Annotated in this window: 13 protein-coding genes; 11 read left to right on the top strand and 2 right to left on the bottom strand. The window is 64.5% G+C overall.

Annotated elements, in window-relative coordinates; all coding sequences use genetic code 11:
• Together LB515_RS20930 and LB515_RS20925 are read left to right on the top strand one after the other, a co-directional pair.
• Positions 1 to 810 (top strand): DNA polymerase beta superfamily protein, encoded by an 810-nt coding sequence (locus LB515_RS20930; protein ID WP_224708824.1) that lies wholly within the window; start codon positions 1 to 3, stop codon positions 808 to 810.
• Positions 807 to 1,433, top strand: a complete 627-nt coding sequence (locus tag LB515_RS20925; protein ID WP_224708823.1) for a YceH family protein — start codon at positions 807 to 809, stop codon at positions 1,431 to 1,433. The genes LB515_RS20930 and LB515_RS20925 overlap by 4 nt, the downstream gene beginning before the upstream one ends.
• Positions 1,434 to 1,647: 214 nt before the next feature.
• On the opposite strand, the gene LB515_RS20920 is transcribed toward LB515_RS20925, so the two are convergent.
• Positions 1,648 to 2,073: an OsmC family protein gene (locus LB515_RS20920; protein WP_124998336.1), complete on the bottom strand. Its 426-nt coding sequence runs from the start codon at positions 2,071 to 2,073 to the stop codon at positions 1,648 to 1,650.
• A 105-nt stretch (positions 2,074 to 2,178) separates the two neighbouring features.
• Here LB515_RS20920 and LB515_RS20915 point away from each other — a divergent pair, with 105 nt between their 5' ends.
• The 3 genes from LB515_RS20915 to LB515_RS20905 all read left to right on the top strand — a co-directional run bounded on the left by LB515_RS20915 (position 2,179) and on the right by LB515_RS20905 (position 3,531).
• Complete coding sequence (locus LB515_RS20915) at positions 2,179 to 2,505, top strand: hypothetical protein (protein WP_224708822.1); 327 nt, start codon at positions 2,179 to 2,181, stop codon at positions 2,503 to 2,505.
• The gene (locus LB515_RS20910; protein ID WP_224532150.1) at positions 2,502 to 2,858 is read left to right on the top strand and encodes a YciI family protein; all 357 of its coding nucleotides are present in this window, start codon (positions 2,502 to 2,504) and stop codon (positions 2,856 to 2,858) included. The genes LB515_RS20915 and LB515_RS20910 overlap by 4 nt, the downstream gene beginning before the upstream one ends.
• 142 nt (positions 2,859 to 3,000) lie before the next feature.
• On the top strand, positions 3,001 to 3,531 hold the full coding sequence (locus LB515_RS20905) for a hypothetical protein (RefSeq protein WP_140700723.1): 531 nt from the start codon (positions 3,001 to 3,003) through the stop codon (positions 3,529 to 3,531).
• Positions 3,532 to 3,800: 269 nt separating this feature from the next.
• Here the strand turns inward: LB515_RS20905 and LB515_RS20900 are convergent, their stop codons facing one another.
• Positions 3,801 to 5,078 carry a ubiquinone biosynthesis hydroxylase gene (locus tag LB515_RS20900; RefSeq protein ID WP_224708890.1) on the bottom strand — a complete coding sequence of 426 codons (1,278 nt, stop codon included), beginning with the start codon at positions 5,076 to 5,078 and terminating at the stop codon, positions 3,801 to 3,803.
• A gap of 103 nt (positions 5,079 to 5,181) precedes the next feature.
• On the opposite strand from LB515_RS20900, the gene tesB reads away from it, so the two are divergent.
• The 6 genes from tesB (at position 5,182) to LB515_RS20870 (ending at position 12,410) form a co-directional block, all read left to right on the top strand.
• Positions 5,182 to 6,045, top strand: a complete 864-nt coding sequence (gene tesB, locus LB515_RS20895; protein WP_095769566.1) for an acyl-CoA thioesterase II — start codon at positions 5,182 to 5,184, stop codon at positions 6,043 to 6,045.
• 247 nt (positions 6,046 to 6,292) lie between these two features.
• On the top strand, positions 6,293 to 6,631 hold the full coding sequence (locus tag LB515_RS20890; protein WP_006327120.1) for a P-II family nitrogen regulator: 339 nt from the start codon (positions 6,293 to 6,295) through the stop codon (positions 6,629 to 6,631).
• Between the two features lie 94 nt (positions 6,632 to 6,725).
• Positions 6,726 to 8,009: an ammonium transporter gene (locus tag LB515_RS20885; protein WP_318012067.1), complete on the top strand. Its 1,284-nt coding sequence runs from the start codon at positions 6,726 to 6,728 to the stop codon at positions 8,007 to 8,009.
• Positions 8,010 to 8,273: 264 nt separating this feature from the next.
• The gene (locus tag LB515_RS20880) at positions 8,274 to 8,552 is read left to right on the top strand and encodes a hypothetical protein (RefSeq protein WP_140698272.1); all 279 of its coding nucleotides are present in this window, start codon (positions 8,274 to 8,276) and stop codon (positions 8,550 to 8,552) included.
• Positions 8,553 to 8,775: 223 nt separating this feature from the next.
• Entirely contained in the window at positions 8,776 to 11,454 is a 2,679-nt protein-coding gene (locus LB515_RS20875) for a DNA translocase FtsK (RefSeq protein WP_224708821.1), read from the top strand.
• 287 nt (positions 11,455 to 11,741) lie between these two features.
• A complete protein-coding gene (locus LB515_RS20870) occupies positions 11,742 to 12,410 on the top strand; it encodes an outer-membrane lipoprotein carrier protein LolA (RefSeq protein ID WP_140545470.1) in 669 nt (222 codons plus the stop codon).
• The last annotated feature ends 66 nt before the right edge of the window (positions 12,411 to 12,476 follow it).

Below are 12,476 nucleotides of genomic sequence, written 5' to 3'. Positions count from 1 at the left end.
ATGTCGCTGCCTGCCGATTTCGCACCGGATACGGTCGCGGCGATCCGCGCGCGGCTGGACACGGCCCGTGCGCAGGGTGCGCGAATTCTTTTCGCCATCGAAAGCGGCAGCCGGGCCTGGGGTTTTCCGTCGCCGGACAGCGATTATGATTGCCGTTTTGTCTATATACGTTCCGTGGCCGAACACCTCGCGCTGGAGCAGCCGCGCGACGTGATCGAGTTTCCGCTTGAAGGAGAAATCGACGCTGGCGGTTGGGATCTTCGCAAGGCCTTACTTCTGGCTCTTGGCGGCAATGCGGTGATCGTGGAATGGGCCAAGTCGCCGATTGTATATGAGGAAGCGAAGGGTTTTCGGGACCGCCTTCTCGACCTACTTGCCGAGATCGTCGATCCAGCTAGGGTCTCGCGCCACTTTCTGGGCCTCGCGCGATCACATGTGGCAAAGATCGGCAGCTTTGCCGGAGAGGTGAAGCTCAAGAAGCTCTTCTACCTGATCCGCCCGATCGTAGCCCTGGACTGGATGGAGCAGCGCGACTTTGTCAGGCTGCCGCCGATGAATATGGTCGACTGCCTAGCCGAGACCGAGATTCCAGCAAAGGCAACCAGCGAAATCCGGCGGCTTATCGAGAAAAAACGCGTGACGCGCGAGCTGGGTACTGGCTCTATTCCGACCGAGATCGCGCGTTATCTCGAAGCGCGTTATGGTCACCACGAGATGAACTTGGCCGGTTCAGTCCGCGACGAGGCGCGGCAGGCGCGCAACCGCGCCCTGGCGACGGATTTCTATCGCAGGGAGGCAGAAAGCCCATGACCGATCTCCCCATCCTGTCCGCCGTCGAAGCGCGTGTGCTGGGCTCGCTGATCGAGAAGAAGGAGCTAACGCCGGACGTCTATCCACTGACGCTCAACGGCGCGCACGCCGCCGCCAACCAGAAGACGGCGCGCGAGCCTGTCATGGCGCTGGAGCTGACCGAGATCCGGCGGGCGCTGAGCACGCTCGAGCAGAAAGGCCTCGTGCGCCAGGCCTTCGCCTCGCGGGTTGAGCGCTACGAGCATCTGATGGCGCAGCGCTTTTCGCTGACCACGCCGCAGATCGCGGTGATCGGCCTCTTGCTGCTGCGCGGGGCGCAGACGGCGCATGAACTGCTGGCCCGTTCGGAGCGGATGGCGCGCTTTGCTTCGATTGAGGAGTTGCGCGGCAATCTCGACCTGATGATCGGCCGCCGGCCGCCGCTGATCCAGCTGCTCGAACGCGCGCCCGGCCAGCGCGAGGAGCGCTATGTGCATCTGCTGAGTGGTCCAGTGGAAGCGGCAGCGGCGGCGTCCTGGCAGCCGGCGACGACATCTTCGGACACCGACCTCGAGGCGCGGGTCAAGGCGCTGGAGGAAGAGGTCGCTGGGTTGCGCGCCAAGATCGAGGCGCTGGGCGGTTAGCTCACTGGAAAGGCTGGCGCGAGCCGCCCCCCTCTGTCCTGCCGGACATCTCCCCCTCAAGGGGGGAGATTAGCAGTTCCGGCGCCGGCGCCCTTCTTTCACCGTCGGCGATTGGCAAAAGCCGACGCGACATCTGATCTCCCCCCTTGAGGGGGAGATGCCCGGCAGGGCAGAGAGGGGGGCGAAGGATCGCCAGCCTTTGCGGAGAAGTTTCTCACCCCAGCCTGGCATCCAACGACACCTTGATCGCCCCCAGCGCCTTCGACACCGGGCATTCGGCCTTGGCCTTCTCGGCCAGCTCCTTGAACTTCGCCGCGTCGATGCCCGGCACCTTGCCGACCAGGGTGATGGCGCTGCCGGTGATGCCGGTGCCGGGCACCAGCGTCACCACTGCCTTGGCGTCGAGCTCGGCGGCCGGCGTGCCGTTTTCGGCCAGGAAGTGCGACAGCTGCATGGCGTAGCAGCCGGCATGCGCGGCGGCGATCAGCTCTTCCGGATTGGTGCCGGATTTGCCGCTTTCGTCCTCGAAACGCGCCTTGAATGAATAGGGCGTGCCCTTCAAGGTGCCGCTCTGGGTATCCAGCGTGCCGTTGCCTTCCTTCAGATTGCCTTTCCAGACGGCGTTTGCGGTGCGGTCCATGGAATCCTCCTGCCTTGTCGGGGTTTGCGCCGGCGGGCGCCGACGTTCCCAGGAACTATAGCGCGGGCGCGGCGGAAGACCATCCATGGCCCGGCACGATTGTGCTTGCGCGAGGCGCTTCGAAAATTCTCAAAAAAAGAGCATGCAAAAATGTCGACTTCCCGTCTGCCCGACCGTCCTGCGGGCGGCCACTCCCGGCCGATGGAGGTTAAGATGGACAATCTGTTTCTTGCGGTCTGGGGAAAGCCCGAGCGAAAAGGGAGGCGACTTGAAGAGTTCTGGCTCGATCCGCCGGCGCTTGGCTTCGGCCGGCTGGCGGCGGCCATCGCCATCATCGGCGTCGCGACATGCCTGCTCGACCATGCGGCGACGGCAGGCAAAACCGACGCCGTTGCCTTCTATAATTTATCGACGAAAGGGAACTCGAAATGAAATATGTGCTGCTGGTCTATGGCGAGGAAAAGGACCTTTACGCGCTGACCCCCGAGCGCATGGCCAAGCTCGATGCCGATTCGCTCGGCTATGATCGGGAGCTCGACCGGCAAGGCAAGCTGGTCATTGCGCAGGCGCTGCAGTCGGTGAAGACGTCGAAATCGCTCCGGCGGCGCAAGGGCAAGGTGCTGGTGACCGACGGCCCCTTCGCCGAGACCAAGGAGCAATTGCTGGGCTTCGTCATGGTCGAGGCGGCGGACCTTGCCGAGGCGCTCGACATCGCGGCCAAGATCCCGTTGGCGGAGCTCGGCACGGTCGAGATCAGGGCGATCTACGACGTGCCGGGGTCATAGCCGCCGGTCAGCATGGGCGCGACGCCGGTTGAAGTTATCTCTTAGGATACATCTTCAGGGTTTCTTCACGGACGCAACCGTTGCGTGTTGAAGCGATGCCGCGCTTCTTTTATCGTCGCCGCGATTTCGGGGGAAATTCGGCATGCCTTTCCTGATCGCCATCCTCGGCCTGCTCGGAGCGGCCGCCATCTGGTGGTACCGGCTGAAATATATGAGCGACGCCGCGCGCGAGGTCGCCGATGTCGTCGGGCGCGTCCAAGGCAACATCCGTCGCAAGAAATTGCGCAATCAGGCCGCGCTCTCACCGCTGACGGCGATCGACGATCCGGTGGTGGCGGCGGCGACGCTGATCACCGCGATCGTCGCGGAGCACGGTCCGGTCCTGCCGCAGCGCGAGGCGGTCATTCGCGAGGTGATCGCGCAGATCGCGGACAGCCAGAAGAAGACCGATGAGGCGGTCGTTTACGCCAAATGGGCCGCCGCGCAGATCGACGACACGACGATCGTCATCGACAAGCTGGCGCCGTTCCTGCGCGAGCGCCTCGATCCGCATGAGCGGGACGACCTGCTCAGGATGCTGAACCGCGTCGCGCAAGGCGGCGGGCAGAGCCTCAGGATCGCCGACCAGCGGATGCTGAGGTTGCGGCAGAAGCTGGGCTTCGAGGTGAACTAGAATTCAGGTGAGGCCGGCCTGCAAATGGTGGCTTCCTGCGCTTCCGGTGCTCACGTACTTCAAGTACGCTCCGCTCCGGTTCTCGGAAGCCGCCATTTTCGACTCGGCCTGACCTGAATTTGCCACGGCGCCACAAGGCGATCAGATCGCCTGCCTTCGTGATTGGCCGAAACGCCTCTCGTCTCGTCATTCTATGGTCTGCGCGTCCGCTGCGCTCCCGCTCCGCCCGTGGATGACGACCGTCGTATAGGCTTCGGCCAGTAAGGCGTTCAGATCGCCTCGCCCTTCAGCAGCCTCGGCGTGTCGCCGGAGAGGCCCGAGGCCTGGCGGATGAAGAACTCCTTCAGCCTCGGCATGCGTTCCACCAGCCCCAGCCCGATGTCGCGGACCTGACGCAGCGGGCCGATGTCGTTGGAGAAGAGGCGGTTCAAGACGTCGGTGGTGATGCCCATCTGCAGCGTGTCGAAGCGGCGCCACTGCTGGTAGCGCTCGAGCACGTCGAGGGCGCCGATATCCTGGCCGAGCCGGTCGGCCTCGACCACCACTTCGGCGAGCGCCGCCACGTCCTTGAAGCCGAGATTGAGGCCTTGGCCGGCGATCGGGTGGATGCCATGCGCGGCATCGCCGGCGAGCGCGAAGCGCGGTGCGACGAAGGCGCGGGCGAGCGTCAGGCCGAGCGGCCAGGCGCGCGGCTTGTCGGCAACTCTTATTTCGCCGAGCTTCAGGCCGAAGCGCTGCTCCAGATCGTGCTCGAAGACGAACTCGTCGCCCTCGACCAGCGCCTTGGCATCTTGCGTGCGCTCCACCCAGACGATCGACGAGCGGTTGGTGCCGTCCTTGTCCGGCTTCAGCGGCAGCGTTGCGAAGGGGCCGGCGGGGAGGAAATGCTCCTCGGCGCGGCCGTTGTGCGGGCGCTCATGCGCAACCGTGCAGACGATGCCGGACTGGCCGTATTCCCATTTGACCGTCTTGATGCCGGCCATGTCGCGCAGCTTCGAATTGACGCCGTCGGCGGCGACCAGCAGCCGCGCCTTGAGCGTCGCGCCGTCGGCCAGATGCACGGTGATGCCGGCGCCGTTGGTGTCGAAGGCGCTGACCGCCATGCCTTCGATGATGTCGATGCCGAGCTTTTCGGCGCGGCGGCGCAGCGCGCCGTTCAGGTCGCGGTTGGCCACCATGTGGGCGAATGGCTCGCCAGGCGCCACCTCGCCGTCGAAGGTCAAAAACACCGGACGCACCGGGTCGGCGGCGCGCGAATCGGTGATGATCATCTCGGTGATCGCTTGCGCTTCCGGGGCGATCTCTTCCCAGACGCCGAGCTGTTCCAGCATGCGGCTGGCGGCCGCGGCAATGGCCGAGGCGCGGCCGTCTTTCTGCCAGACGCCGGCGGGAGCGGCATCGACGATGGCTATGGCGAGGCTAGGGCGCGCCTGCTTCAGCGACACGGCGGCGGTGAGGCCGACATAGCCGGCGCCGGCGATGAGCACGTCGAGCGGCGCCTCGCGGCTCCCGTTCGCTTCCGCTTCCTTCGGCTTGCGGTCGACCATGGCGTCATCCTTTCGCGGCTTCGGTCGGCTGCGGTCTGCGGCCTTGACTGCCTGCGCGTCCTGTCCGAAACCGGCCATGGCACATCCTTGAAGGATTTCAAACATGACCGCGGCCATGGACGAGCTTCTCGACATTCTCGACCTCGAGCAGCTCGAACACAATCTGTATCGTGGTCGCAGCCCCAAGGTCGACTGGCAGCGCGTCTTCGGCGGCCAGACCATCGCGCAGGCGCTGGTGGCCGCGCAGCGCACGGTGGAGCCCGAACGCCACGTGCATTCGCTGCACGGCTATTTCATGCGACCGGGCGACACTAAGCTGCCGATCGTCTACGAGGTCGACCGCATCCGCGACGGCGGCTCCTTCACCACGCGCCGGGTGGTGGCGATCCAGCATGGCCAGGCGATCTTCTCGCTGGAGGCGTCCTTCCAGCAGGACGAGGTCGGGCTCGAGCATCAGCTGCCGATGCCGCGCGACGTGCCGGCGCCCGACACGCTGCTCACACAACGCGAGCTGCTCGGCAAGTTCGGCGAGGCGGTGCCGGAAGGCATCAGGCGCTACTGGGAGCGCGACCGGCCGATCGAGATGAAGCCGGTGATGCTGAAGCACTACACGAGCCGCGAGAAACTGGAGCCGCAGCAGAACATCTGGATCCGCACCACCGGCCCGGTGCCGGAAGACCGCGCCATTCAGGCGGCCGTGCTTGCCTATCTTTCAGACATGACGCTGCTCGACACCTCGACCTTCGCGCATGGCCGCGCCATCTTCGACCGCGACATCCAGGCCGCCAGCCTCGACCATGCCATGTGGTTCCACCGCAGCCATTCGCTGGACGACTGGATCCTCTACAATCAGGACAGCCCGTCGACGCAAGGGTCGCGCGGCTTCACCCGCGGCTCGCTGTTCGCGCGGGATGGGACGCTGATCGCCTCGGTCGCCCAGGAAGGCCTGATCCGGCTGAAACGCTGAGCCGGCTTCAGGCTACTGCCTGGAATACGTGCATTTTTGATTTTTTGCCTATTTTATAAGCAGGCATGCTGCCATGCCCGTGCGCGAATGATGTGCACCGATCGCCCATTCTCTTTGTTTACAACAGGTTAACGCCCTGCTCCGGCAATTGGCACGGAGCTTGAATCCTGTCGAGCACTCTCCGGCTCCTCGGGATCGGTGAAGGTGTGCAAACGCGGGGGACCGCAACAGCAAAGGGTGAAACCTTATGAAAATCGTGATGGCAATCATCAAGCCGTTCAAGCTCGACGAGGTGCGCGAAGCGCTAACCGCCGTCGGCATCCAGGGCCTGACCGTCACCGAGGTCAAAGGCTACGGGCGTCAGAAGGGGCATACCGAAATCTATCGCGGCGCGGAATACGCGGTCAGCTTCCTGCCCAAGATCAAGATCGAGGTCGCGGTCGGCGCCGACATGGTCGACAAGGCCGTCGAAGCCATCACCGCGGCCGCCAAGACCGGCCAGATCGGCGACGGCAAGATCTTCGTCTTCGGCATCGACCAGGCGGTACGCATCCGCACCGGCGAAACAGACACCGACGCGCTCTAAGCGGCGACCATCCATTCCAACGGAGAGTTCAATGAATATTCCTTCCACCTTGAAGACGACGGGACGCGCGGCCGCTTCGCTGGCACTCGTGGCCATGAGCACCGTCGCCGCCATCGCGCAGGAGGCCGCCCCGGCAGCTACTGCCGCGGCGCCCGCCGCGCCGGCGCCGGCGCTCGACACCGGCAACACCGCCTGGATGCTGACTTCGACGGCGCTGGTGCTGATGATGACGATTCCCGGCCTGGCGCTGTTCTACGGCGGCATGGTGCGCAAGAAGAACGTGCTCGCCACCATCATGCAGAGCTTCGCCATCACCTGCCTGGTGACGGTGCTGTGGTTCATGTTCGGCTATTCGCTCGCCTTCTCCGACGGCGGCGCCACGAACGCCTATCTCGGCGGCTTCTCGAAATTCTTCCATCACGGCATCACCGTCTCGACGCTTTGGGCGCCGGGCGTGGCGAACATTCCTGAATTCGTCTTCTCGATGTTCCAGATGACCTTCGCCATCATCACGCCGGCGCTGATCGCCGGCGCCTTCGCCGAGCGCATGAAGTTCTCGGCGCTGCTGATCTTCATGGGCCTGTGGCTGGTCTTCGTCTACGCGCCGATCGCGCATTGGGTGTGGGGCGGCGGCTTCCTCGGTTCGGCCGGCGTGCTCGACTTCGCCGGCGGCACGGTCGTCCATATCAACGCTGGTGTCGCGGGCCTGGTCTGCGCGCTGGTGCTGGGCAAGCGCGAGGGCTACGGCACCACCAACATGGCGCCGCACAACCTCGTTTATTCGGTGATCGGCGCGTCGCTGCTGTGGGTCGGCTGGTTTGGCTTCAACGCCGGTTCGGAACTGGCTGCCGACGGCCTTGCGGGCGCGGCGATGATGAACACGCAGGTCGCCACCGCCGCCGCGGCGCTGGCCTGGATGTTCGCCGAATGGATCGTCGCCAAGAAGCCTTCGGTGCTCGGCATCATCTCGGGCGCCGTCGCCGGCCTCGTCGCGGTGACGCCTGCTTCCGGCTTCGTCAACCCGACCGGCGGCTTCATCATCGGCATCATCGCCGGCGTGGTTTGCTACCTCTCGGCGGTCAAGCTCAAGCATGCGTTCGGCTATGACGACTCGCTCGATGCCTTCGGCGTCCACGGCGTCGGCGGCATCGTCGGCGCGCTGCTCACCGGCGCGCTGGCAGATCCGGCGATCAATGCCCTCGGCAAGGACGCCTCGGTCGGCAAGCAGCTCTACGGCATCGCCTTCACCATCCTGTGGACGGCGATCGCCACCTTCGTGATCCTCTACATCGTCAAGGCTCTGGTCGGGCTGCGTCCGTCGACCCAGGAAGAGGTCGAAGGCCTCGACGTCACCCAGCACGGCGAAGTTGTGCCGTAAGGCAGACTTCGCCAAGGGCCGGCGGATCCTCCTCCCGCCGGCCCGGAATTCCTCCCAAGATCCCGTCGTGACGCTCTCGAAAGGGGCTCACGCCTTGAGGCCCGGAACACCCTTCCGGGCCTCCTTTTGTCGGGCGATGATCCAAGCCGTTTCGATCACATTCACTTGATCCGCCGGCATGAAACATCAGCCCGTCAGATTCCGTACTGGGATAGCGGGCGTCATCAAGGCGTCCCCCAGAACAAGAGGGAAGGAAACCACCTGATGAACATCAAGAACATCGTCCTGGGAGCAATGGCTCTTTCGATGATCAGCGGCGTTGCACTCGCCGGTGCTCTCGATGAGCCGTCCAACATGGCCCCGTTCTTCACCGACTCCAGCATGAAGACCATGAAGCCGGAAGCCGACTTCAAGGCGGCCTGGGCTTCGATGCCGAAGGACAAGCAGGACATGATGATGAAGGAATGCCAGGACGCGGCGATGAGCAAGCCTCACGCCGAATTCTGCGCCAATCTCATGGCCTATGGCGGCGCCAACAAGTGATCGTGGAAGGTCAGGTCCCGGAAGGGCCTGATCCTATCGGCGTTTGAAGACAGGGAGGTGGCGGGCCGCGAGGCCTGCCATCTTTGTTTCCGCGCCATGGTCTCCGCGCCATGCGGTAAAGGCCCATGGTTAATGCGGCCTTAACCTTCCCCCCGATAGTCTGGCGTTCGAATCTGCCGGAATGCGCCATGCGCCCGGCCAGGCAACGATCACGGGGAAGAGCATGCGTTCAGGCGCTTCAGCACCGCTCGCGCTGACCGATACGGGGCACGGCATCCAGGCATTCGCGCGGCGTCAGGTCGGGCGGCTGGTCGGCGCGGGGCTGTTCCTGTTCACCGCCTTCGGCATTGCCGCTCTAGCCACATGGAATGTCGCCGATCCGAGCTTCTCGCACGCCACCAGCAACGTCGTCACCAACGCCATGGGCTATGCAGGCGCGGTGTTCTCCGACCTCGCCATGCAGTTCTTCGGCCTTGCCGCCGTCGCGGGGCTGGTGCCGGCGGTAATCTGGGGCTTCCTTCTGTTTTCCGCGCGCGGCGTCGACAAATTGCCGAAGCGCGGCTTCGCATGGTTCGGCTTTGCGCTCACCGCCGCGGCCATCGCCGGCTGCGTGACGCCGCCAAACACCTGGCCGCTGCCCACCGGCCTCGGCGGCGTGTTCGGCGACATGGTGCTGAAAATCCCTGGCATCGCGGTCGGCGGTTATCCGAAAGGGCTGTTCGCCAGCATCATAGCGGTCATCCTCGCCGCGCCGATGTTGTGGCTGTTCGCCTATGGCTCGGCGCTGATCGCGCGCAAGAACGGCTTTGCCGTCACGGAGCGCGCTGCCCGGCCCGATCCGCGCGAGCAGGACGAGATGCTGTTCGATGAGGATGAGGACGAGGGCGACGAGGGGATACTCGCGCTCGGCGCCATCACCCATTGGTGGCTGTCGTTCCGCGCCTTCCTGCACCGCCGCGCCCAGCGGCGCAGGCGGGAGCGCGACGAGTTCGAACCGCCGATGGAACCGAAGGCAAGCGCCTGGCGGCGCGCGGCCGAGCGGGTCGAATCGGCCGAGTTCGCCGAGGCCCGCATGAGCCCCGGCGGCCGCGCCCGCGTCGAGCCGGAATTCTTCGCCGCCATGGTCAATGACCGCAGCGTTTCGGTCGATCCGGTCGATCAAGACATTTTCGGCGACGAGGCGGACGAAGACGCCGACGTTGACGATTTCGACGACGAGGCGCCCACCCCGCGCCGCGCCGCGCCAGGCGCCAGAGTACAAAATTTCCGCTCCGATGCCGCGACCCGCGTCGCGGCGCCGGCGGCGCGACCCGTGCCGGGCGCCCGCGTCCAGCGCGAGGCGCAGACCTCGCTGATCGGCTCCGACACGTTCGAGATGCCGTCGCTGCACTTCCTGTCCGAGCCGAAGAACATCGCCAAGGATCCAAGCCTGTCGAAGGACGCGCTGGAGCAGAACGCGCGCCTGCTCGAAGGCGTGCTGGAAGATTTCGGTGTTAAGGGCGAGATCATCCATGTGCGACCCGGTCCGGTCGTCACACTCTACGAGTTGGAGCCGGCGCCCGGCATCAAGTCCTCGCGCGTCATCGGCCTTTCCGACGATATCGCCCGCTCGATGAGCGCGATCGCCTGCCGCGTCGCCGTCGTTCCGGGACGCAACGCCATCGGCATCGAGCTGCCCAATGCCAAGCGCGAGACGGTCTATCTCAGAGAGATCATGGCCAGCCGGGATTTCGAGACGACCAAGGCCAAGCTGGCGCTGGCGCTCGGCAAGACGATCAACGGCGAGGCCGTCATCGTCGACATAGCCAAGATGCCGCACGTGCTGGTCGCCGGCACCACCGGCTCGGGCAAATCGGTCGCCATCAACACCATGATCCTGTCGCTGCTGTACCGGCTGACGCCGCAGGAATGCCGGCTGATCATGATCGACCCCAAGATGCTGGAATTGTCGGTCTATGACGGCATCCCGCATTTGCTCACGCCGGTCGTCACCGATCCGAAGAAGGCGGTCGTCGCGCTGAAATGGACGGTGCGCGAGATGGAGGACCGCTATCGCAAGATGTCCAAGGTCGGCGTGCGCAACATCGACGGCTTCAATGCGCGCGTCCAGCAGGCCGAGAAGAAGGGCGAAAAGATCTCTCGCACCGTGCAGACCGGCTTCGACCGCCAGACGGGCGAGGCGATCTACGAGACCGAGGATCTCGATCTCGAGCCGATGCCCTATATCGTGGTCATCATCGACGAGATGGCCGACCTGATGATGGTGGCCGGCAAGGACATCGAAGGCGCGGTGCAGCGCCTGGCGCAGATGGCGCGCGCCGCCGGCATCCATGTGATCATGGCGACGCAGCGCCCGTCGGTCGACGTCATCACCGGCACCATCAAGGCCAATTTCCCGACCCGCATCTCCTTCCAGGTGACGTCGAAGATCGACAGCCGCACCATTCTTGGCGAGCAGGGCGCCGAGCAGCTGCTCGGCATGGGCGACATGCTCTACATGGCCGGCGGCGGTCGCATCCAGCGCGTCCACGGCCCGTTCGTCTCGGACGACGAGGTCGAGAAGGTCGTCGGACATCTGAAGCTGCAGGGCGTGCCGGAATATCTCGACGCCATTACCGAGGACGACGAGGAAGACGACGAGGACGGTCCGTCGGGCAAGGGCGGCTCCGGCGGCGGTGGCGGCGGCAATTTCGAGGATTCCGACGACCCCTACGACCAGGCGGTGGCGGTGGTGCTGCGCGACGGCAAGGCCTCGACCAGCTATATCCAGCGCCGGCTCGGCATCGGCTACAACCGCGCCGCCTCTATCATCGAGAAGATGGAGAAGGAAGGCATTGTCGGCCCGGCCAATCACGCCGGCAAACGTGAGATCCTGGTGCCGACAGAAGAGGACAAATTCTAGGGCTTATCGATATTCAGGTGAGGCCGGCCTGCAAATGGCGGCTTCCTGCGCTTCCGGTGCTCACGTACTTTAAGTGCGCTCCGCTCCGGTTGTCGGAAGCCACCATTTTCGACTCGGCCTGACCTGAATCTCGACAAACCCTGGCCCGGTGAGACGCCGAAACGGTTCGGCTAGCAACTCGAAATCATCTTGTGCGTTCATGCGCTGGGGCTGTCTCGCACCGCCAAACTTAGGCCCTAGTGGGAGTCCAGATACTGCCACCACACGAATCACAGAAAGTGACCGGCATGAAGACCCAGACCGAATTCGCCCTCACCCGCCGCCAAGTCCTTGGCCTCGGCTTGATGCTTGGCGGAGCCGCCGCTCTCAATCTCGTGCCGGGCTATCAGCTCGTGGCCGCCGCGCAGGCCGCGGTACCGCCGGCGGCGCAGAAGATCGCCGACCATTTCTCCTCGGTGAAGTCGATGAGCGGCGAGTTCGTCCAGTTCGGGCCGAAAGGCGAGCAGACCGGCGGCAAGTTCTTCCTCGAACGTCCGGGCAAGATCCGCTTCAACTATGACGGATCCTCGAACTTCCGCGTCATCTCCGACGGCAAGTCGGTGGTGATCCTCAATAAGAAGCTCAACACCTCCGACCTCTACCCGCTGTCGAAGACGCCGCTGAAATTGCTGCTCGACGACCGGATCGACCTCTCCGGCGGGCGCGTCAAGGCGGTCAAGGAAGAGGACGACCTCACCACCATCAAGCTTTCCGACAAATCGGTGTTCGGCAATGCGACGATCACCATGATGTTCGATCCGAAGACCTACGAGCTGCGCCAGTGGACGATCACCGACGCTCAAGGGAAAGACACGACGGTGATGATCTTCAACGTCAAGGAAGGCGGCAACTTCCCGGCCGACACGTTCGCGATCGACTATACGGCGAACAGAGAGCTCAATACCAAGACCAGGTAGGTCCGCCGATATTCAGGTGAGGCCGGCCTGCGAATGGCGGCTTCCTGCGCTTCCGGTGCTCACGTA

This window comes from Mesorhizobium sp. CA15 (genome assembly GCF_020165215.1).
Classification (GTDB): domain Bacteria; phylum Pseudomonadota; class Alphaproteobacteria; order Rhizobiales; family Rhizobiaceae; genus Mesorhizobium.
This window is presented reverse-complemented; position numbering and strand designations above follow the sequence as displayed.